We start from the raw sequence: 22,098 nt of genomic DNA, 5'->3' as shown, positions 1-22,098 counted from the left end.
TATGACGGTGTTTCTGCCTGAGCACGGTCAATGTAGGAGCGGCTTTAGCCGCGAACACCGGCGCAGCCGGTGCCATGCACCGCGTTGGATTCTTCGCGGCTAAAGCCGCTCCCACAGGGTATGCGGACCGCTTGCGAACTATTTCTCTGCGCGACAGCGCAGCCCAAAGGGCTGGGCGATCTCCTACAAAGACCGCGCCTCAAGCCAGGCTGGGTAAGTGCACGGGCCTTATGATCCGCGTTTCCTGCGCCACCACCAGGTCGCGGGTGGCATGCAGGTACGCGGCAAAGTCCGGGTCGGCGTCCCGCGCCGCACTGCGCTTTTCGAAGTCATCGAGGCTGTCATAGCCCCACAGGTGCACCACCTGGTTCAGCGGCCCGATGCTGCTGGTGTAGAAGGCCAGTGGCGCGCCAAGGTGGCGCAGCAGGATCGGCATCGCCAACTGGTCGAAGGCTTCGAGAAACGCCGCCATGCAGCGCGGGCGGATGGTGTAGATACGGTGATCGACCACGGGCTTGTCCATCACGCCACCTCCCGTGCATTGCCTGCTGTTGCCAGCCCTTGCTCGACACCGGCGAGGTGGCGGCCGGTGATGTAGCCGAAGGTCATGATCGGCCCCAGGGTGATGCCGGCACCGGGGTAGTTGCCACCCATGATGCTGGCGCGGTCGTTGCCCACCGCATACAGGCCGTCGATGGCCTGGCCGTCAGCTGCCAGCACTTCGCCAACCACGCTGGTACGCAGCCCGTCGAACGTGCCCAGGTCGCCCATGATCACCTTCACGGCAAAGTACGGCCCCTCGCCCACAGGCGCCACACAGGGGTTGGGCCGCTGCTGCGGGTCGGCCAGGTAGCGGTTGAAGCTGGTGCTGCCACGGCCGAACTGGCGGTCCTCGCCCTGCACCGCACCCAGGTTGTACTCGCGTACGGCCTGCTCCAGCCCTTGCGCATCGATCCCGGCCCTGGCGGCCAACTCTGCCAGGGTCTGGCCCTTGAGCAGGTAGCCGTTACGCAGCAATGGCCCCAGTGGCATCGGCGCAGGCTTTGCAAAGCCCAGGCCGTACTTGGCCAGGGTGCGGCGGTCGCACACCAGCCACATGGCGGTTTCCGCCTGCCCGGCACAGGCCTCGATCAGCGCCGCACCCACGTCATGGTAGGAATTCGACTCATTGGTGAAGCGTCGGCCCGAACGCAGTACACCGATCACGCCTGGTTTGTAACGGTCAAGCAAATGCGGAAAGGCGATGAAGCGTGCGCCAGCCACCGGCACCTTCGACACCGGCATCCACGCGGCGGCGGCCTGCAGGCGGATATCCACCTTGGCCCCCAACGCCTCGGCCATGCGCGCGCCATCACCGGTATTGCCCGCCGGCACCGGCGAAAAGTGCTCGCCGCCACGCCGCACATGCGGGTAGGCCTGGCGCAGCCGTTGCAGGTCATGAGAGAAACCGCCACAGGCCAGCACCACCCCACGCCGGGCCTGGATGTGCAGTTCGCTGTCGGCCTGCCCGGCCAGTGCGCCCACTACCCGCCCACCTTCGTGCAGCAACTGCCGCGCCGGCGTACCGGTAAGGATGGGTATACCCAGGTCCAGCGCCGAGCGCACCAGCCGCGCCGCCAGGGCATTGCCGCTGGTCACCTGGGTGCCGCGCCGGTACAACGCCAGCTCCTTCAAATGGGTCATCAGGCGCTTGGCCACGTAAATGAACGAGGTCAGCGAACGGGTAGCATTGAAGAAATGCTTGAGGTCGGCATTCGATGAATTGAACATCATGCCGATGAAGGTGATGGTTTTCAGCGGCGGGCGCAGGCGTGCCATATCCGCGCCCAGGCCGCGAATGTCGTAAGGCGCTGCCAGGATCGAACGGCCAACGTCAACGCCACCGTCGATGTGCGGATGGTAGTCGGGGTACAGCGTGGGCACGAACTTCACCGCTGTCTCGCGCTCGAAAAACTCGACCATCTGTGGCGCGTACCGCAAGAATGCCTCGACGCCCGCTGCATCGAAGCAGGCACCGGCCTCGTTACGCAGGTAGGTCATGGCCGCAGCATGGCTGTCGTTACTGCCGTGTTTGTTGCCTGGTACCCACAGCACCCCGCCGGAAAACGCCGTGGTGCCGCCGAAGCAGTCGTCCTTTTCGATGACGACTACCTCCAGGCCAAGCTTTTTTGCCGTGATCGCTGTCGCCAGGCCGCCAGCACCGGCGCCAATCACCAGCACGTCGCAATTGCGCGTATTCATTGGCCGGCCCCCTCGAAACCCGGGCGTGGTATGAGTGCCATGGGCATGCTCTCCAGCCCGCCATCCACCGTCAGCTCGGCGCCGTTGATGTAGTCGGCGCGGCGGCTGGCCAGAAACAGCACAGCCTCGGCAATGTCCTGCGGCTCACCGATGCGCTGGTTGGCGGTCATGGCGCTACGCCGCCGTTCCACCTCGGGGTCGGCATAGAACGCCGCCGACAACGGCGTGCGGATCAAGCCCGGGCACACCGCATTGCTGCGCACACCGCGTGGCCCCCACTCCACGGCAATCTGCCGCGACAACATGCTGACCCCCGCCTTGGCCGCGCTGTAGGCACCGCTGTTGGGTTGCGGGTAATGTGCGGCAATCGAGGCCACGTGCACCATGCGCCCCTGGCCGCGGGCCAGCATCGAACGGCCGAAGGCCTGGGCACACAGCAGATAGCCGCTGAGGTTCACCGCCAGTACCTGGTTCCATAGCTCCAGGCTCAGCGTATCCAAGGCGCCGGGGCGCAGCACGCTGGCATTGTTGACCAGCACATCGCAGCGCCCGTGCAGCGCCTGTACCTGGGCTGCGGCTTGCTCCACGCTGGCCGGGTCGGCTATGTCGCAAGCCAGGGCGCTGACTTCGCCGGCACTGTGTTCACCGAGGGTAGCCGCCAGTTCGCGGCATTTGTCCAGGTCGCGGTCCAGCAGCACCACATGGGCCTGCTGCTCGACCAGGGCGACAGCCAGCGCCGCGCCAATGCCACCGGCCGCGCCGGTCACCACGCATACGGCCGAATCCAGGCCCAGCCACTGAGAGGGGATCTTGTTGTTGTGCATGCTGCTCTCCAGAATGTCGCTTGTTCTGGGCCACAGCCTAGGGCCGACGGGCACGCCGGCAGAATGGACAAAACCTGCAACCCGCCCCACATTCCCGTCAATTTTTCCCCCGCGCCCTCATGCCGGCTTGCAGCTGTGGCACAGTAGCCCGGTAGCGAACAGAACAATTACAACAACATGAACAAGATCCCCAATTACGCCCTGTACGGTGAAACCGCGCAGCCGGTATGGCACGCAGCCTTGCATGTGGAGCAGATCTCCAAGCGCTCTGGCGCGTACAACTGGGAGATTGCCGCGCACCGCCACGAAGGCCTGCTGCAGTTGCTGTACCTGCAAAGCGGTGGCGGCGAGGTGCTGTTCGACAGCGAACGGCTGCAGGTGCAGGCGCCCTGTGTGGTGTATGTGCCGGCCCAGGTGGTGCATGGTTTTCATTGGGCCGGGCAGGTCGAGGGCCAGGTCATCACGGCGGCCCAGCACCCGCTGGAGAGCATTGCCCAGGTGCTGGCCCCCGGCCTGTTGATGCAGTTGCGCAGGCCGCAGGTGATCGCCCTGCCACAATGGCCAGCCGACGAAGACCCGTTGCTGCCGCTGTGCCGTGCCCTGCGTGAGGAGTACCACAACCGCGCCCGCGAGCATGTGGCCAGCAGCATGGCGCTGTTGCTGACGCTGGTGATCCAGGTGCTGCGCCATGAACCGCGGTTGCCCCAGGCTGAAGCGCGGCCGGTGTCGAGGCGCAGCCAGCAGCTGACCACATTTCGTGAGCTGGTCGACATGCACTACCGCGTGCACTGGCCACTGGCGGAGTATGCCGCCGAACTGGGCATGACCCTGACGACGCTGGGGCGGCTGTGCCAGGAACACCTGGGCATGACGCCGATGAACGTGATCAATGCCCGGCTGGTGCTGGAGGCCAAACGCATGCTTGGGCATTCGAGCCTGAGTGTGAAAGAGATTGCCCATGAGCTGGGGTTTGTCGATGTGGGGTATTTCAGCCGGTTCTTTCGCAAGCAGGCGGGGGTGAGCCCTAGTGGGTTTCGGGAGGGGCAATGACACCTTTAAAGCATTGTGCTGGCCTGTGCTGGCCTATTCGCGGGTGAACCCGCTCCCACAGGTACGGTACAGATTTCAGGCAATGCACTCACCCTGTGGGAGCGGGTTCACCCGCGAAGAGGCCAGCACAGGCTGACTCAGCCCAACGCCCGCTGCACCTCGCCCACGGTGTTTGCCAGGCTGCTCAGGTGCAGGTTCAGCACCCGCTCAACCGGCGCCTGGTCCAGCGGCCAGTGCAAGGCAATGCTCCCGGCAAGTCGCCCCTCGGCATGCACCGGCAAGGCAATGGCGCGGATCAGGTGTGGCAGGCGTACCGGGTACTCCCAATGCCCTTCGGTGCGCTGGCCAAAGCCCTTGTGCGCTTCTTCCTCGATATCGCGCAGCAACGTGTCATCACCCACCCGCTCATGACTGGCCAGGCGCTGCACCTCGTCCACCGCCAACTCACCCAGGCACGCCCGGCCCATGGCCGAATGGAACAGGCTGGCATGATGCCCGACGATCTGACAGGTATGCGGGTAGCGCTTGCGCAGGATCTGCGGAATGGCGCTTTCCATCACTTCCAGCCGCTGGCCATCGAAACAAGACAAATCCACCACCAAGCCGGTGCGTTCGCTCAGCTCCAGCAGCATCGGTGCGGCGCTTTCCACCAGGCGGCGCTTGAAGCGCAAGTGGCGGTCACCATACAGGCGCCGCGCACACAACCGGTAGCGCCGGTCGCTCAGACCGCGGTACACCCAGCCCTGCTCCTGCAGGGTGGCGAGCATGCGCGACACCGTGGCCTTGGGCAACGCTGTCAGGTAATGCAGTTCTTCCAGGCCCAGTGCCTGGTGTTCGCCCAGCAGGTCGACGATGGCCAGCGCCCGCTCCACCGAACGCACGCCGCCACTGTCTGCCGTGATGCCCATGGTTATGACCTCCTTGTAGCGGGATGGTCAGCATAGCCAGCAAGAACCGCGCCTGGCCAGCGCCTTATGGCGCCTGCAGGCTGGCCGGCGGACAACGCTGCACCCAGCGGGTGAGCTGTTCATGCGCATAGGCCAGCTGCAACACGGCATGGTCAGCCTGGGCCGGGCCTATGATCTGCAGGCCCATGGGCAACCCGGCAGCGTTGAAACCTACCGGCACGCTGATGCTGGGCAAGCCCGCCAGGGTCGGCCCGACTACCACCTCCATCCAGCGGTGGTAGGTGTCCATCGCCCGGCCCCCGACCACCTTCGGCCAGGCCTGCTGTGCATCGAAAGGGAACACCTGGGCCGACGGCAACAGCAGGAAATCGTAACGTTCGAACAGGCTGGCCAAGGCGCGGTACCAGTCACTGCGGTCCAGCGAAGCCTGGTACAGCGCGGCCGCGCCGAGCTGCAAGCCACCTTCTACTTCCCACTGCGCCTCGGGCTTGAGCAATGCTCGTTTGCCTGGGTCGGCATAGGCCGCGCCAAGGTTGCCGTGCACCAGGAAGTGGCGATGCGTCAGCCAGCATTGCCACAGGCGCGCCAGGTCGAATGCCGGCTGGCACGCCTCGACCCGGCAGCCTAGTTCGGCGAAGTCGGCCAGCGCCGCCTCGCACAGGCTCATCACTCCATCGTCCATCGGCAGATAGCCGTTGTAGTCACCCAGCCAGCCGACCCGTACGCCGCGCAAGTCACGTTGCAACCCGGCGGCAAAATCGCGCCGCCCTTCGCTGATAGACAAGGGCACCCGCGCGTCAACGCCGGCCTGGATCGACAGCAACCGCGCCACATCGGTGACACTGCGGCCCATTGGCCCCTCGGTGGCCAGCTGCTGCACGAACAGCTCTGGCGCCGGACCATGTGGCACGCGGCCCTGCGACGGGCGCAAGCCGTACACATTGTTGAACGCCGCCGGGTTGCGCAGCGAGCCCATCATGTCGCTGCCGTCGGCCACCGGCAGCAAACGCATCGCCAGCGCCGCTGCCGCCCCACCGCTGCTGCCTCCCGCCACTCGCGTTGTGTCATAAGCGTTGGTGGTAGTGCCGAACAGGCTGTTGTAGGTCTGCGAACCCAGGCCGAACTCAGGCACATTGCTCTTGCCGACGATCAGCGCCCCGCTCGCCCGTACCCGCGCCACGCTGATCGCGTCGTGCGCGGGAACTTGCTCGGCAAACAGTGGCGAGCCCATTGTGGTGCGCAGCCCGGCAGTGGCGGCCAGGTCCTTGATCGCCTGGGGCATGCCATGCATCCAGCCACGCGAATGGCCCCGGGCCAGTTCGCGGTCGCGCTCGTCGGCTTCGGCCAGCATCACGTCGGCCGGGCGCAGCGACACCAGGGCATTGACCTGCGGGTTACAGCGCTCGATGTGCGCCAGGTAGGCCTGCATCACCTCCCTGCAGGACAGCTGGCGGGCATGGATGGCCTGGGACAATGCCTCGGCGTCGAGGGCCACGATGGGGTCGATGGCTAGCGGCTTCACGGTTTTACTCCAAGGTTGAAGGCGGCAGGCTTGCCCGCCCGGGGTGCTTCTTTCAGGCAATAGGTACCCAACAGCGTCAGCAGGCAGGCGAACAACACGTAGAACGAGGGCGCCACCGGGGTGCCGAGCACCTTGGTCAGCCAGGTCACGATCAACGGGGCGAAGCCGCCGAACACCATCACCGCCACGTTGTAGGCCACCGAAACACCGGTGGAACGTACCTCGACCGGGAACTGCTCGGCCAGGGCGGTAGGTGCCGGGCCGAAGAAGCCGCCAATGGCCGTGCACAGCAGCAGTTGCATGACCAGCAGGCGTTCCAGTGAGGGCGCAGCGGCCACCCACACATACAGCGGGTAAACCATCACAAAGAACGCCAGGGTGAAAGCCATCAGCACCGGGCGCCGCCCCAGCCGGTCAGACAACGCCCCGGCCAAAGGAATCACGAGGGTCATCAACCCCACTGCAAGCATCTGCACCAGCAGCACCTGGTCCAGCGGCAGGCCAAGGCTTTTGTGGGCAAAGGTCGGCATGTTCACCAGCACCACGTAGAACGAAACCGTTGCGCCACAGGCCAGGCCCATCGACACCAGCAGGCTGCGCCGGTGTTCACGCAGTACCTGCAGCAGGCTCGGCGACGGGCCTTTGGCCTGGCGGCGTGCTTCGACAAACTCCTCGGGTTCTTCCATGTGCTTGCGAATCCACAGTCCCACCGGGCCGATCAGCAGGCCCAGTACGAACGGGATACGCCAGCCCCAGGTGTCCAGCGCCGCAGGCGAGCACAGGTGGGTAACCAGCGCCACCATGGCCGCACCAGAAAACACCGCCAGGCATTGCCCCACCAGTTGCCACGAACCGTACAAGCCCTTGCGGTGGGCCGGCGCGCTCTCCACCAGGAAGGCCGTGGCGCTGGCGTACTCGCCGCCGGTGGCAAAGCCCTGCAGCATGCGCGCCACCACGATCAGCATCGGCGCGGCCATGCCAATGGCCAGGTAGTCCGGGGCAAAGGCGATCATGGCAATCGACACGGTCATCAGGCGGATGATCAGCTGCATTGCCGCCTTGCGGCCCTTGCGATCGGAATACATGCCCAGCAACACACCGCCCACCGGGCGCATGAAAAAGCCGACGCCAAAGGTGGCCAGGGCCATCAGCAGCGAGGCGTATTCGTCGTCGGACGGGAAGAATTGCCGGGCGATGATGCTGGCCAGAAAGCCGTACACGATAAAGTCATACCACTCCAGGGCGTTGCCGATAACGGCAGCCACCACTTGCCGGGTACGCGACACGCCAGTACTCGAAGTCTGCATTGGGAACACTCCACACAAGGATTGGGTGATCGCCCACGCGCGGTCGCGCCCGGGTTCCAGCGGCAGTCGTCAAAAAGGCAGGTCAGGCGGGCGCGAGCCAGCGCTCTGCCAGCGCGCCCCAGTAGGCGGCGCCGGTCAGCAGGATGTCGTCGTTGAAGTCATAGGCGGGGTTGTGCACCATCGGCCGCGAAACGCCGTTGCCGATGAACAGGTAGGCACCCGGGCAACGTTGCAGCATCCAGGCGAAGTCTTCGCTGCCCATCAGCTTGCGGGTGTTGGCATCCACTGCGTCGGCGCCGAGCAGCTCGACCCCGACTTGGGTGGCAAAGGCGTTTTCCGCGGCATGGTTGACCAGCACCGGGTAGGCCGGGCGGTGCTCGATGCTGGCGCGGCAGCCGAAGCTTTCGGCCTGGCTGACGATGATCGCCCGCACCCGTTCAAGGGTCTGAGCGCGTACCTCGGCATTTAGCGCACGCAGGCTCAGGCGCAGCAACGCCTGTTGCGGGATCACGTTGGCGGCTTCGCCGGCTTGTAAGGCACCGACCGTGACCACCGCCGCTTCCTGCGCATCGATATTGCGCGCCACCACGGTTTGCAGCGCCATCACCACACTGGCCGCCGCCACCAGCGGGTCCACGGTCAAGTGTGGCATCGAGCCGTGCCCACCGACCCCGTCGAGCGTGACGGTGAGCAGGTCTTGCGAGGCCATCATCGGCCCCTCGCGAAAGCCCAGGTGCCCGGCCGGCAACCCCGGCATGTTGTGCATGCCAAACAGCGCATCGCAAGGGAAGCGCTCCAGCAGGCCGTCGGCCAGCATGGCCTCGGCACCGCCCTGGCCCTCCTCGGCTGGTTGGAAGATCAGCGTCAGCATGCCATCGAACTGCCGGGTTGCCGCCAGGTAACGGGCGGCGCCCAGCAACATGGTGGTATGCCCGTCATGGCCGCAGGCGTGCATGCAGCCCTGGTGCTGGCTGCTGTAGGCCGCGCCGGTGGCTTCGTGAATGGGCAGCGCGTCCATGTCGGCGCGCAGGCCCAGGCGGCGCTGGCTGCTGCCGTTGCGCAGCACTCCGACCACACCGGTCTTGCCGATGCCAGTGTGCACCTCGTAGCCCCACGCTTCAAGCAACCGGGCCACCAGGGCCGAGGTGCGGCTTTCTTCGAAGCCCAGCTCCGGGTGAGCGTGAATATCATGACGGATTGCGTGCAGGTCGCTGGCCACATCGTTCAGCCAGGCCAGGATGTGCTGATGTCGGGACATGTAGAGTCTCCTCGCGCGGGTGGTTTCCCGGTCTTGTTGTTTGCCTTGAGGTCACGACGGGTGAGGCAGGTCGTGCTGGGTGACAGATTTACGCGAGTGGCACGGGAGCACAATTGAATGTGGTTCCGTAGGGTGGAACCAGTTTGTGGTTGGCGCTGGGCTTGGATTCTTCGCCGCCTGGGAGATCGAGCGCCGCCCGCGCGGCGCTTCGCGGGGCAAGCCCGCTCCCACATTTGTTTCGGGCCAGTCACTCCTGTTGCAAGTTCGCGCGCCCCCTTGGCGCATGGCTGAATATCAAGTCATACAAACAAAGCGGTCGCGCGCCTTTGGCATAGGAATAATTGGCCCTAAACAAATGTGGGAGCGGGCTTGCCCCGCGAAGCGCCGCGCGGGCGGCGCTCGATCTCCCGGGCGCCAACAAAAACCAAGCCATACCCTGGCGCCCCCACCGCACTTTGCTGTTACCTTCACCACCTCCCCCAGCCAAGGATTGCAGCATGCCTTCACGCCCAACCACTCCAGACGGCTTCGTCCGCGTCCGTGGCGCACGCGAGCACAACCTGAAGAACATCGACGTCGATATCCCCCGTGATGCACTGGTGGTGTTTACCGGCGTGTCCGGCTCGGGCAAGTCCTCGCTGGCCTTTTCCACGATTTATGCCGAAGCCCAGCGCCGCTACTTCGAGTCAGTGGCGCCCTATGCCCGGCGCCTGATCGACCAGGTCGGCGTGCCGGATGTGGACGCCATCGAGGGCCTGCCGCCTGCGGTTGCGCTGCAGCAACAACGAGGTACACCGAGCGCGCGCTCCTCGGTGGGCAGCGTGACCACCTTGTCCAGCTCGATCCGTATGCTCTATTCGCGTGCCGGCCACTACCCTGCCGGGCAAGCGATGCTGTACGCCGAGGACTTTTCGCCGAACACGCCTCAAGGGGCCTGCCCGGAATGCCACGGCATGGGGCGGGTCTATGAAGTGACGGAAGCGACCATGGTCCCCGACCCGTCGCTGACCATCCGCGAGCGCGCGGTGGCGGCATGGCCGATGGCCTGGCAGGGGCAGAACCAGCGCGATATCCTGGTCACGCTGGGCTATGACGTCGACATTCCCTGGCGTGACCTGCCTCAGGCGCAGCGCGACTGGATCCTGTTCACCGAAGAAACGCCCACCGCCCCGGTGTATGCCGGCCTGACGCCGGCGCAAACCCGCGAAGCACTCAAGCGCAAGCAGGAACCCAGCTACCAGGGCACGTTCATGGGCGCCCGGCGTTACGTGCTGCATACCTTCATGCACTCGCAGAGCGCGCAGATGCGCAAGCGCGTAGCCCAGTACATGCGCCCCAGCCCCTGCCCGCTGTGCCAGGGCAAGCGCCTGAAGCGCGAGGCGCTGAATGTGACCTTTGCCGGCCTGGATATTGCCCAACTGTCGCAACTGTCGTTGCAGGCGCTAGCCGAGGTGTTCCGCAACGTGGCGAAAGCGGATTACCTTTCGCAACAGCAGGATGACCTGACCCTGGAAAAGCGCCTGGCGGCGCAACGCATCGCCAACGAACTGCTGGAGCGCATCGATACGTTGCTCGACCTCGGCCTCGGTTACCTGGCCCTGGAGCGCAGCACCCCGACTTTGTCTTCCGGCGAACTGCAACGCCTGCGCCTGGCCACCCAGTTGAACTCGCAGCTGTTCGGCGTAATCTACGTGCTCGACGAACCCTCGGCCGGCTTGCACCCGGCCGACAGCGAAGCCCTGTTCGAAGCCCTGCAACGCCTGAAGCACGCGGGCAACTCGGTGTACGTGGTGGAGCACGACCTGGACACCATGCGCCGCGCCGACTGGCTGGTGGATGTCGGGCCGGCGGCTGGTGAGCATGGCGGCACCATCCTTTACAGCGGGCCGCCGGCGGGCCTGGCTGATGTCGAGCAGTCTTCTACCCGCACCTATCTGTTCAGCGCCCCCGACCAGGCAACGAAGGCGCCACGCCAGCCCCGTGACTGGCTGAAGCTTGAGGGTGTCAGCCGCAACAACCTCGATAACCTCAGCGCCGCCTTTCCGCTGGGCTGCTTCACTGCGGTCACCGGTATTTCCGGCTCGGGCAAGTCGAGCCTGGTCAGCCAGGCCCTGCTGGAGCTGGTGGGCGCGCATCTGGGCTATGCCGAACAACGTAGCGAACCCGAAGAGCAGAGCCTGGAAGACCAATCGGAACAGGCCAGCAGCGGCCATGTCAGCGCCGGCCTTGCCGCCATCAAACGCCTGGTGCAGGTGGACCAGAAACCGATCGGCCGCACGCCGCGCTCCAACCTGGCCACCTACACCGGTTTGTTCGACCACGTGCGCAAGCTGTTTGCCGCCACCGAACAGGCCAAGGCGCAAGGCTTCGATGCCGGGCGCTTCTCGTTCAACGTGGCCAAGGGCCGCTGCGCCAACTGCGAGGGCGAAGGTTTCGTCAGCGTCGAGTTGCTGTTCATGCCCAGCGTCTACGCGCCCTGCCCGACCTGCCAGGGTGCCCGCTACAACCCCGAAACCCTGGCGGTGAGCTGGCAGGGCATGAACATCGCGCAAGTGCTGCAGTTGACCGTCGACCAGGCCCTGGCAGTATTTGCCGAACAGCCCCCGGCGCGCCGTTGCCTGCAAGTGCTGCAGGATATCGGCCTGGGTTACCTGCGCCTGGGCCAGCCGGCCACCGAACTGTCCGGTGGCGAGGCGCAGCGCATCAAACTTGCCACCGAACTGCAACGCATGGCTCGTGGGGCCACGCTGTATGTGCTGGATGAGCCTACCAATGGCCTGCACCCGCAGGACATCGACCGGCTGCTGGTGCAGTTGAACCGCCTGGTCGAGGCTGGGCACAGCGTGGTGGTGGTCGAGCATGACATGCGCGTGGTGGCGCAGAGTGACTGGGTGATCGACATCGGGCCGGGGGCTGGGGATGCCGGGGGCAAGGTGGTGGTCAGTGGTACGCCGCAGGAGGTGGCGGGGTGCAAGGCAAGCCGCACAGCGGCGTTTTTGGGCAAAGCCTTGTAGCGTCTGTGCGGGCCTATTCGCGGGTAAACCCGCCCCCACAACAATCTGCGTGACCTTGTAGGAGCGGGTTTACCCGCGAAGAGGCCCGCACAGGCAACACAAGATTGCGCATTGCCAGCTCCGCAGCCCGGCGCATAGAATGCGATCAATTCCTAATTGCACCTCTTTCCCGGAACCTCGCGCCCGCCCATGCCGCCCGCCGACCCTACCCTCAACCTGCAGGTCCAGACGCTGTACACCGAGCACCACAGCTGGCTGCAGGGCTGGCTGGGGCGCAAGCTGGGCAATGCCTGCGATGCCGCCGACCTGGCCCATGACACCTTCGTGCGCCTGCTCAGCCGCCAAGGCAACAGCTATTTCGGCAGCGAACCCCGGGCCTTGCTGACCCACATTGCCAAGGGCCTGGTGGTCGACCGCTGGCGCCGGCAGGATGTCGAACGCGCCTACCTGGAAGCCATCGCCCACTTGCCGGAACCCGAAGCGCCCTCGCCAGAAACCCGCTGGCTGATCCTCGAAACCCTCTACCGTATCGACGCCATGCTGCGCGAGATGCCGGCACGGGTGCGCCAGGTGTTCCTGCTGTCGCAACTGGACGGGCTGACCTACGCACAAATTGCCGAGCAACTGCAGGTTTCGCTGATCACCATCAAACGTGACATGCGTACGGCGTTCCTCGCCTGCCTGAGCATCGACTGATGGTGCAGCGTATCGACCCCTTGATTCTCGGCGAGGCAGCCGACTGGCTGGTGGAGTTGCAATCGGGCACCGCCACCGAGGCTGACCACCGTGCGGTACAGGCCTGGTGCCAGCGCAGCACCGAGCACGCTCAGGCCTGGCAACGTGCCCAAGCCGTGCTCGGCGACTTCAGCCGCCTGCCGGCACCGGTTACCGGCGAAACCCTGCGCCGCCTCAGCCGCAACGGCGCGGTCAGCCGCCGCCAGGCCCTGCAGCGCCTGGGCTTGTGGTTGCTGGCGGCGCCGACGGCCTGGCTGGCCTGGCGCGAAACACCATGGCAGCAATGGACGGCCGATGCGCGCACGGCTGTCGGCGAGCAACGCCCATTGACGCTGGCCGACGGTAGCCAGCTACTGCTGAATACCGATACATCCATCAATATCAGCTTCGACGCCCGAGAGCGCCGCATCGACCTGTTGGCCGGTGAAATCCTGCTCACCAGCGCCAAGGACCCTGCCACCCCGGCGCGCCCCCTGCTGGTGCGCACCCTGCATGGCCAGGCGACTGCACGGGGTACGCGCTTCAGCGTGCGTATCGAGGGGGCGCTGACGCGAGTGGCCGTGCTTGAAGGTGCCGTCGATACCCGCCCGTTGCATGCCGCCGGCAGCCTGTTGCTCAGGGCTGGCGAACGCAGCGCCTTCGATGCCGACCGGGTGCTGCCCGCCTCGCCCCTGGACGTTGGCGACCTGGCTTGGGAAAACGGCATGCTGCTGGCGCGGGACTCGCGCCTGGCCGACCTGCTGCAGGAACTGGGCCGCTACCGCCCCGGCGTGCTGCGTTGCCACCCGGCAGTCAGCGAGCTGAAAGTGTCCGGCGCCTTCCCGCTGGCTGACACCGATGCCAGCCTGCGGTTGCTGGGCGACACCCTGCCAGTGACCATCCAGGGCCTGACACGTTATTGGGTGACTGTGGAACCGTTGGGCTGACGCGGCCCCTGTAGGAGCGGCCTTGTGTCGCGATGGAGCGCGAAGCGGTCCCAAATTCTGTGTCTTGTCACAAGAATGTCGGGGCTGCTCTGCAGCCCATCGCGACACAAGGCCGCTCCTACAAGGGAACGCGACAACTTGAGTGATACCTTTTCCTGCGTCGTCCGGTGATGAGTGCAGAACCGTCATTTTCTGCACCTACAGGACCCTCGCACCATGCCCCGTTTGCCCCTCAAGGCCTTGAGCCTTGCCATCGCCATGGCCGCCCTGGCCCCCATGGCGATGGCCGCCGACGCCACCCCGCGCACCTATCACCTGGCAGCCGGCCCGCTGGCCGACGTGCTGGCGCGCTTTGCCGCCAGTGCCGGGGTGCCACTGTCGTTCGACCCGGCCCTGCTCAAGGGCGTGCAAAGCCAGGGCCTGGAGGGTAGCTACAGCGTGCCGGAAGGCTTCACCCACCTGCTGGCCGGCAGCGGCTACAGCCTGATCACTACCGACAGCGGCGGCTACACCCTGGTGCCCACGGTCGACGTGGGCAATGCCCTTGAGCTGGGCGCGACCACCATCAACAGCGACCTTGCCGCCAGCAGCGACACCTGGCAAGGCGGCCAGGTAGCCCGCAGCGCGCGTCTCGGCGTACTCGGTGACCAGGCAATCAGCGACGTGCCGTTCAGTGTCACCAGCTTCACCGCCAAGACCATTGCCGACCAACAGGCGCGCACGCTGGGCGATGTCCTGCTCAACGACGCTGCCGTCCGCCAGTCGGCGGGCTTCGGCAACTTCTCGCAGGTATTCACCATCCGTGGCCTGCCGCTTAACAGCGATGACATCAGCTACAACGGCCTGTACGGCGTGCTGCCACGGCAAATCATCACCACCGAAGCCCTGGAGCGGGTCGAAGTGTTCAAGGGGCCCAATGCCTTCCTCAACGGCGTCGCCCCCCAGGGCAGCGGCATTGGCGGTGCGGTCAACCTGGTGCCCAAGCGCGCCGAAGACACCCCGACTCGCCATGTCACCCTTGACTACGCCACCGGTGCCAACGTCGGTGGCCACCTCGACCTGGGCAAGCGCTTCGGCGAGGACAACCGTTTCGGCGCACGCATCAACCTGGCCCAGCACGACGGCGGTACCGGTGTGCATGAAGAGGCGCAGCATTCCACCCTGGTGGCCGTGGCCCTGGACTACCGCGGCGAGCGCCTGCGCCTGTCCACCGACCTTGGCTACCAGAAGGAGCGCATCAACCAGGGCCGTGCGGTGATCTACCCGACCGGCACCAAAGTGCCTCATGCCCCCTCGGCACGCGACAACTATTCCCAGGACTGGACCTGGTCGCAGCTCGAGGACACCTATGGCATGGTCAACGGCGAGTACGACCTCAACGACAACTGGATGTTGTACGCTGGCGCCGGGGCCAAGCACACCCGCGAAAACGGCGAGTACTCATCGCTTTATGTCAGTGATGAAGACGGCACGGCACGCGGCGGTTACCTGTACCCGCCGCACGATGAGGACAACAAGAGCGCCATGGCCGGGCTCAATGGCCGCTTCGCCACGGGGCCGGTCAGCCACCGGGTCAACTTCGGCCTTTCTGGCATGTGGGGCGAGCAGCGCTCGGCTTACGCCGCAATCACCTCCGCCAACCGTTTTGACAGCAACCTCTACCACCCGGTCAAGGTGCCGCGGCCAACCAATACCTACACCGGCAGCGACCTGCACGACCCACGCATCGTTGGCAAGAACCGGGTCAAGAGCGCGGCGGTGTCCGATACCCTGGGCCTGTTCGATGATCGCCTGTTGCTGACCGTGGGTGTGCGCAGGCAAACGATCGAGGTGGATGGGTGGGCCACCGCCTCGGGGGCGCGCAACGCCAATTACGAGGAGTCGGTGACAACGCCCGTGTACGGCCTGGTGTTAAAGCCTTGGGAGCACGTGTCGTTCTATGCAAACCGCATCGAAGGCCTGGCCCAGGGGCCGACCGCACCGTCGAGCGTGAGCAACGCCAATGAAGTGTTCCCGCCCAAGCGCAGCAAGCAGTTGGAAGCGGGTGTCAAACTGGACTGGAACACCTTTGGCGCCACCCTCGGCGTATACCGCATCGAACAGCCCAGCAGCACCACCTTCCGCGCCCCGGGCGCCGAAAAAGACACCTTCAGCATGGATGGCGAGCAGATCAACAAAGGCGTCGAGCTGAATCTGTTCGGCGAGCCGGTGGCGGGTTTGCGCCTGCTGACAGGCGCGGTGTTCATGCACACTGAGTTGAAGAACACCGCCAACGGCAGCAACGACGGCAACCGTGCGCCTGGGGTGCCACGCTTCCAGTACAACCTGGGTGCGGACTGGGATGTACCCGGCATTCAAGGTGCGGCGCTTAGTGCACGCGTGCTGCGCACCGGTGGCCAGTATGTGAATACGGCCAACAGCCTGAGCATTCCGGCCTGGACCCGGGTCGACCTGGGTGGGCGCTACAGCTTCAAGGTCGATGACAAGCAGGTGACGTTGCGGGCCAGTGTCGAGAACGTGGCGAACAAGGCGTACTGGGCGTCGGCTTCGACCTCGAACAATTACCTGACCCAGGGGACACCGCGAGTGTTGCGGTTGTCGGCCAGTGTAGATTTCTGAGCCTGGACGCCGACATTTTCAACCTGCAACGGCCTCTTCGCGGGTGAACCCGCTCCCACAGGATTGATGCCACCCTCAAGGCTTGTGCAGACCTCTGTGGGAGCGGGTTTACCCGCGAAGAGGCCGGCACAGGCTTTAGACTGTTTTCTTTGCCACTGCCGCTCAAGTACAGTCTGCCCATGGACAAATACGCCCCCCGCCAGTGGCTCCCCCACGAAAAGCCCAGCCTGCCGGGCTCTCCTTCCACGCCCCTGCATTCGCCAGGCAAACGCCTGGCCTACGGCGTGGTCGGCCTGCTGGTGGCGATTACCGGTGGCCTGGGCAACGCACTGGTCACCGCCAACCTGGTGTTCCTGCAGGGCGCACTGGGCGCGACCACGGCGGAAATGGCCTGGCTACCGGCCGCGTATGTGATGACCAACGTGTCCATCAACCTGCTACTGGTAAAATTCCGCCAACAGTTCGGCCTGCGGGCATTCACCGAGGTGTTCCTGGTGCTTTATGCCCTGGTCACCTTCGCCCACCTGCTGGTCAACGACCTCAACTCGGCCATCGCCGTGCGCGCGGCCCACGGCATGGTCGGCGCGGCGCTCAGCTCGCTGGGGCTGTACTACATGATCCAGGCCTTCCCGGCGCAATGGCGGTTGAAGGCCATGGTGCTTGGCCTGGGTGCCTCGCAGCTGGCATTGCCGCTGGCGCGGATCTTTTCCGAAGACCTGCTGCAGATCGCCGAATGGCGGGGGCTGTACCTGTTCGAGCTGGGCCTGGCACTGGCGGCGCTGGGGTGTGTGCTGATGCTCAAGCTACCGCCCGGCGACCGTTTCAAAACCTTCGAGCCACTGGACTTCCTGACCTTCACGCTGATGGCCAGCGGTACCGCCCTGCTCTGCGCCGTGCTGTCGCTGGGGCGCATTGACTGGTGGCTGGAGGCGCCGTGGATCGGCATGGCGCTGGCGGCCTCGATCGCGCTGGTCTTCAGCGGCCTGGCCATCGAACACAACCGCCGCAACCCGTTGCTGATGACCCATTGGCTGGGCAGCGGCGCCATCATTCGCCTGGCCTTGTGCGTGATACTGATCCGCATGGTCACCTCGGAGCAGTCCACCGGCGCAGTCGGTTTCCTGCAAGCGCTGAACATGGGCAGCGAGCAGATGCGCACGCTGTACGGGATCATGTTGCTGGGCGCGGTGGCGGGTTTGGCCAGCAGTGCCCTGACCATCAACCCCAACCATCTGGTGATTCCGCTGTTCGTCTCATTGCTGGCCATGGCCGCCGGTGCGTTCATGGACAGCAGCTCCAGCAACCTCACGCGCCCGGCACAGATGTACTTCAGCCAGTTTCTGCTGGCCTTTGGCAGCACGTTCTTCCTTGGCCCGTCGATGGCCTTGGGCATCAGCCACGTGCGCGCCAACCCGCGCAACCTGGTGAGCTTTTCGGTGCTGTTCGGCATCTGCAACAACCTCGGCGGCCTGATTGGCGCCGCGCTGCTGGGCACCTTCCAGACCTGGCGGGAGAAGTTTCACTCCAGCCACCTGATGGACCGCCTCAGTTACCTCGAGCCCCTGGTCAATGCCCGCGTGCAAAGCGGCGGGGCCGGTTACGGCGGCCTGCTTGCCGACCCGGCCCTGCGCAGTGAAGCCGGCATGCGCCTGCTGGCCAGCGCCGCCACCCGCGAAGCCAATATCATGGCCTACAACGATGTGTTCGTGCTGATCGGCAGCATCGCCGTCCTGACCATGGTCTGGATCTGTATCCGTAGCAGCTGGCTCTGGTACGCGAAACGCCAGGCCACCTTAACTGACTCCACCCCCGGCGCGCCCACCCGATGACCGACGACACCCGTACCACGACCACCACCGCCATTGCCGAAACCCCGGAAGGCGCCACACCACCCAGCGAACCGACCAGCCCGGTTCGCACGCGGCGGGTGCGCATCCTGTCCACGGTCAGCTTCGCCGCCGTGGCCCTGGCCGGTATCCTGCTGGTGCTGTATGCCTGGCGCCTGCCGCCATTCAGCAGTGCCATCGAAAGCACTGAAAATGCCCTGGTCCGCGGCCAGGTGACCATCATCGGCCCGCAACTCAGTGGTTACATCGTCGATGTACCGGTGCACGACTTCCAGTTCGTCAAGGCGGGCGACCTGCTGGTGCAACTGGACGACCGCATCTACAAGCAGCGCCTGGCCCAGGCCATTGCCCAGCTGCAGCAACAACAGGCAGCCCTGGCCAACAACCTGCAGCAGCGCAACAGTGCCGAAGCCACCATTGCCCAGCGCCAGGCAGCCATCGGCGATGCCCAGGCGCAGGCAGCCAAGGCCAAAGCCGACCTTGGCCGCAATCAGGCACTGGTGGCCGATGGCTCGGTATCACGCCGCGAACTGGACCTGGCCCGCGCCAGCGACGCCGCCGCCATCGCCAACCTGGCCCAGGCCAGGGCAGCACTGGAAATCGCCCGCCAGGACCGTGAAACCGTGGTGGTCAACCGGGCCGCACTGGAGGCCTCGGTGGAGAACGCCAAGGCGGCCGTGGAGCTGGCCCGTATCGACCTCGACAACACCCGCGTCACCGCCCCGCGCGATGGCCAGCTTGGGCAGATCGGCACGCGCCTGGGTGCCTATGTCAATTCCGGCGCGCAGTTGATGGCCCTGGTGCCCGACACCCTGTGGGTGATTGCCAACATGAAGGAAACGCAGATGGCCGATGTGCGCATCGGCCAACCCGTGAGCTTTACCGTGGATGCGCTGAACCACCTGAAGCTACAGGGCCATGTACAACAGATTTCGCCGGCCACCGGTTCGGAATTCGCCTTGTTGCAGGCGGACAACGCCACCGGCAACTTCGTCAAGATTGCCCAGCGGATACCGGTGCGCATCACCGTGGATGCCGGCCAGCCAGAGGCCAAGCGCTTGCGGCCGGGGATGTCGGTGGTGGTCAGTATCGATACCCGTCGTCAAGATTGATGGTGTTGCTGCTGGCCTCTTCGCGGCGGTACAGGCTTACATCCACCAGGCCAGCACCACCGGCAACCAGGCGAACGACAGCACGGTCGAACACATCACAAGGTTCGCCACCTGCTCCGGCTCACGGTTGGCCCGCACTGCCATCAGGTAGTTGAAAACCGCCACCGGCATCGCCGACTGCACCACCAGCACTGCGCGCTCCAGGCTGTCCATGCCCAGCGCCGCACCCACCGCCCACCCCACGCCAGCACCCAGGCCAATGCGCAAGCCGCCCAGCAACATGCCGCTGCCAACATGGCGCAGGCGAATGCGCGCCAGCGACACGCCCAAGGTCAGCAGCATCAGCGGGATGGTCATGCCGCCCAGCAAGTCTGCAGTGTTGGCCAGCCAGCGCGGTAGTTCGAAGTCCAGGAAAATGATCGGCATGGCGCCGGCCAGGCTGATCACGATGGGGTTGTGCAGCAACGCCTTGAACGAGGCCGCCGTGCCGGAGATGGCCATGCCGAGGGTGAACTGCACGATCGACAGGGTCAGGAAAAACGCCACCGCCAGCGCCAGGCCGTGCTCACCGAAGGCGTACAGGCTGATCGGCAGGCCCATGTTGCCGGTGTTGGGGAACATGAACGCCGGCAGCAACACCCGCCAGTGCATGCCCGAGGCGCGACATACCAGCAAACCGGCCAGGGCCATGCCCAAGGTGCACAGCAAACAGGCGATGGCCATGCTGGTGAAGGCGTTCGGGTCCAGTTCGGTACGGCTGAGGGTAGACAGGACCAACGACGGGGTGCCGACAGTCATCACTACCCGGGCGATGAAATCGGTGGGGTAATCCAGGCCTTTGCGGGCCCAGGCATAGCCGATGCCGGCGACGATGAAAACCGGGGCCAGGACTGCGAACAGCGACGCGAACATGGAGGCCTTCCTTGGTGTTGGGCCTGCATTATGCCGCAGTCTGCACGATGGCCGGGGCTGCTTTGCGGCCCCAAGATGTCTGCCCAAGACACCTGCATGTCGCCCCCAGACTGCGGCGTCTCGTCGCACACCCAAGCCCCTTGGGCAAATCCACGCAACCCCGTAGAATCGCGCTTCCTTTTCGCCCGTCGCCTTGAACGGTGGCAACCGGCAGCAATGACAGAGTCCGTGCCTGAACACATGAACGCACATGTGAAATAGGCTCAACCCTCCCCGCCCGGCCCATTTCCCAAAGGGTCCAGCGGTTGAGTCTTGCCCAGGTCGCATCCGTATGACCACTCGCCCCTTGTCGGGTCGAGCCGGTGTGCGCGTCCGAGAAGGCGCTCATTCCGCTCATCCAACTAGAGGTACGTATGTCTCCGCGTTTGCTGGCCATGGCGCTGGCGCCCCTGCTCGGGCTGTTCATCATCGCCCTGGGCAACGGCTTCATGTCTTCCCTGACCACCCTGCGCCTGGGCGCTGCCGGTGAGTCTGCCACCACCATCGGTATCGTCTCGTCGACCTATTTCATCGGCCTGACCCTCGGTGCCATCTTCAACGACCGGCTGATCCTGCGCATCGGCCACATCCGCGCCTACACCAGCTTTGCCTCGCTGATCGCCGTGACCATCCTGTTGCAGGGGCTGTTCTACGACGTGACCTGGTGGTCGGTGCTGCGCCTGATCAACGGCTGGGCCGCGGTGGGCGTGTTTCTGGTGATCGAAAGCTGGCTGCTGCTGGCCGGTGATGCAAAAATCCGCGGCCGCCTGCTGGCGCTGTACATGATCGCCTTCTATGGCGCCGGGGTCATCGCCCAGGCCGGCCTCGGCGAAATCACCCAGTTGGGCGACACGGCACCGTTCATGCTGGCCGGCGTGCTGGCAGCACTGTCGGTGCTGCCCATCGTGATCCTGCCACGGGTGTCGCCACTGCTTGATCAGGTCGAACCCCTCAAACCCCGCCAGCTGCTGGGGGTGGCACCCTCGGGCCTGGTTGGCTGCTTCGGCTCGGGCGTGGCAATTGCCGGCATCTATGCCCTGCTGCCGTTGTACCTGCAGCGCATTGGCCTGGCGGTAGGCGAAGTCGGCAACATGATGGCCTGGGTGATCCTCGGCGCCATGCTGCTGCAATACCCGGTCGGGCGCTGGTCCGACCGCAAGGACCGCCAGGATGTACTGATTGCCCTGGCTGCGCTGTGCGTGGTGCTGTCGCTGGTTACCGTGTTCCTGCCGTCGGACTCGTTCCTGCTGCCGGCCATGCTGTTCCTGCTCGGGGGTGGCGTGTTCACCCTGTACCCGGTAGCGGTCAGCCATGCGGCCGACCGCGCGCCTTCCGATGCGCTGGTGCCGATGATCCAGGGCCTGCTGCTGATCAACTCGCTGGGTTCGGCCATGGCACCGCTGGCCATTTCGCCGATGATGACCGAATTTGGCGAGGCTGGGTTGTTCTGGGCCTTTGCCGTGGTCAACCTGGCCATGGTGTGCTTCTTCATGTGGCGCCGCGGCAAGCGCCCGGCGGCAGAGCACCCGGCCCCGTTCGCCGCTTCGACCACCTTCTCGCCGACCGGCGCCGAGTTGCGGGTAACGGAAGACCTGATGCAGGCGGCGCAGGAGCATCCGCCGCTGGAGCCGGTGGAAAACCCGGCGCCGGTGCAGCGTTCAGAGGCGCAATGATTCCTGGGGCCGCTTTGCGGCCCAATCGCGACACAAGGCCGCTCCCACAGAAGATCGCATTCCATTGTGGGAGCGGCCTTGTGTCGCGATTGGGCTGCGCAGCAGCCCCAG

16 protein-coding genes are annotated in these 22,098 nt (G+C 65.3%); 8 read left to right on the top strand and 8 right to left on the bottom strand.

The annotated features are described in order from the left end of the window. Nucleotides 1-199: 199 nt before the first annotated feature. From IAE39_RS16705 to IAE39_RS16695, 3 genes are read right to left on the bottom strand one after another with little or no spacing between them, the layout of a single operon-like run. On the bottom strand, nt 200-523 hold the full coding sequence (locus tag IAE39_RS16705; RefSeq protein WP_201204471.1) for an NIPSNAP family protein: 324 nt from the start codon (nt 521-523) through the stop codon (nt 200-202). Continuing rightward, nucleotides 523-2,241, bottom strand: a complete 1,719-nt coding sequence (locus tag IAE39_RS16700) for an FAD-dependent oxidoreductase (protein ID WP_201204469.1) — start codon at nt 2,239-2,241, stop codon at nt 523-525. The genes IAE39_RS16705 and IAE39_RS16700 overlap by 1 nt, the downstream gene beginning before the upstream one ends. Beyond that, the gene (locus IAE39_RS16695) at nt 2,238-3,065 is read right to left on the bottom strand and encodes an SDR family NAD(P)-dependent oxidoreductase (protein WP_201204467.1); all 828 of its coding nucleotides are present in this window, start codon (nt 3,063-3,065) and stop codon (nt 2,238-2,240) included. Before IAE39_RS16695 ends, IAE39_RS16700 begins: the two co-directional genes overlap by 4 nt. 177 nt (nt 3,066-3,242) lie before the next feature. Between IAE39_RS16695 and IAE39_RS16690 the strand changes: the two genes are divergently transcribed. After that, the gene (locus IAE39_RS16690; protein ID WP_201204465.1) at nt 3,243-4,115 is read left to right on the top strand and encodes a helix-turn-helix domain-containing protein; all 873 of its coding nucleotides are present in this window, start codon (nt 3,243-3,245) and stop codon (nt 4,113-4,115) included. A gap of 137 nt (nt 4,116-4,252) precedes the next feature. On the opposite strand, the gene IAE39_RS16685 is transcribed toward IAE39_RS16690, so the two are convergent. From IAE39_RS16685 to IAE39_RS16670, 4 genes are all read right to left on the bottom strand, one after another. Continuing rightward, nucleotides 4,253-5,023, bottom strand: coding sequence for an IclR family transcriptional regulator (locus tag IAE39_RS16685; protein ID WP_201204463.1), 771 nt, complete (start codon nt 5,021-5,023; stop codon nt 4,253-4,255). 64 nt (nt 5,024-5,087) lie between these two features. Continuing rightward, nucleotides 5,088-6,545, bottom strand: a complete 1,458-nt coding sequence (locus IAE39_RS16680) for an amidase (protein ID WP_201204461.1) — start codon at nt 6,543-6,545, stop codon at nt 5,088-5,090. Continuing rightward, a complete protein-coding gene (locus IAE39_RS16675; RefSeq protein WP_201204459.1) occupies nt 6,542-7,852 on the bottom strand; it encodes a citrate-proton symporter in 1,311 nt (436 codons plus the stop codon). The genes IAE39_RS16680 and IAE39_RS16675 overlap by 4 nt, the downstream gene beginning before the upstream one ends. A gap of 82 nt (nt 7,853-7,934) precedes the next feature. Beyond that, entirely contained in the window at nt 7,935-9,110 is a 1,176-nt protein-coding gene (locus tag IAE39_RS16670) for a M20 aminoacylase family protein (RefSeq protein WP_201204458.1), read from the bottom strand. Between the two features lie 497 nt (nt 9,111-9,607). Between IAE39_RS16670 and IAE39_RS16665 the strand changes: the two genes are divergently transcribed. The 6 genes from IAE39_RS16665 to IAE39_RS16640 all read left to right on the top strand — a co-directional run bounded on the left by IAE39_RS16665 (nt 9,608) and on the right by IAE39_RS16640 (nt 19,363). Further along, entirely contained in the window at nt 9,608-12,124 is a 2,517-nt protein-coding gene (locus tag IAE39_RS16665; protein ID WP_201204456.1) for an excinuclease ABC subunit UvrA, read from the top strand. Between the two features lie 189 nt (nt 12,125-12,313). Continuing rightward, nucleotides 12,314-12,820 (top strand): sigma-70 family RNA polymerase sigma factor, encoded by a 507-nt coding sequence (locus IAE39_RS16660; RefSeq protein WP_201204454.1) that lies wholly within the window; start codon nt 12,314-12,316, stop codon nt 12,818-12,820. After that, the gene (locus IAE39_RS16655; RefSeq protein WP_201204452.1) at nt 12,820-13,785 is read left to right on the top strand and encodes a FecR domain-containing protein; all 966 of its coding nucleotides are present in this window, start codon (nt 12,820-12,822) and stop codon (nt 13,783-13,785) included. Before IAE39_RS16660 ends, IAE39_RS16655 begins: the two co-directional genes overlap by 1 nt. Nucleotides 13,786-14,001: 216 nt before the next feature. Next, on the top strand, nt 14,002-16,404 hold the full coding sequence (locus IAE39_RS16650; RefSeq protein ID WP_201204450.1) for a TonB-dependent receptor: 2,403 nt from the start codon (nt 14,002-14,004) through the stop codon (nt 16,402-16,404). Between the two features lie 179 nt (nt 16,405-16,583). Continuing rightward, the gene (locus IAE39_RS16645) at nt 16,584-18,233 is read left to right on the top strand and encodes an MFS transporter (protein WP_201204448.1); all 1,650 of its coding nucleotides are present in this window, start codon (nt 16,584-16,586) and stop codon (nt 18,231-18,233) included. Beyond that, nucleotides 18,230-19,363 carry an HlyD family secretion protein gene (locus IAE39_RS16640; RefSeq protein WP_201204446.1) on the top strand — a complete coding sequence of 378 codons (1,134 nt, stop codon included), beginning with the start codon at nt 18,230-18,232 and terminating at the stop codon, nt 19,361-19,363. Before IAE39_RS16645 ends, IAE39_RS16640 begins: the two co-directional genes overlap by 4 nt. Before the next feature lie 36 nt (nt 19,364-19,399). Here the strand turns inward: IAE39_RS16640 and IAE39_RS16635 are convergent, their stop codons facing one another. Continuing rightward, on the bottom strand, nt 19,400-20,275 hold the full coding sequence (locus IAE39_RS16635) for an AEC family transporter (RefSeq protein WP_201204444.1): 876 nt from the start codon (nt 20,273-20,275) through the stop codon (nt 19,400-19,402). Nucleotides 20,276-20,688: 413 nt separating this feature from the next. Here IAE39_RS16635 and IAE39_RS16630 point away from each other — a divergent pair, with 413 nt between their 5' ends. Further along, nucleotides 20,689-21,987, top strand: a complete 1,299-nt coding sequence (locus IAE39_RS16630; RefSeq protein ID WP_201204442.1) for an MFS transporter — start codon at nt 20,689-20,691, stop codon at nt 21,985-21,987. Nucleotides 21,988-22,098: the final 111 nt, after the last annotated feature.

This window comes from Pseudomonas sp. S37 (genome assembly GCF_016658545.1).
Lineage (GTDB): Bacteria > Pseudomonadota > Gammaproteobacteria > Pseudomonadales > Pseudomonadaceae > Aquipseudomonas.
The sequence above is the reverse complement of the archived record's forward strand: the minus strand, read 5'-3'. Positions and strand labels throughout refer to the sequence as shown.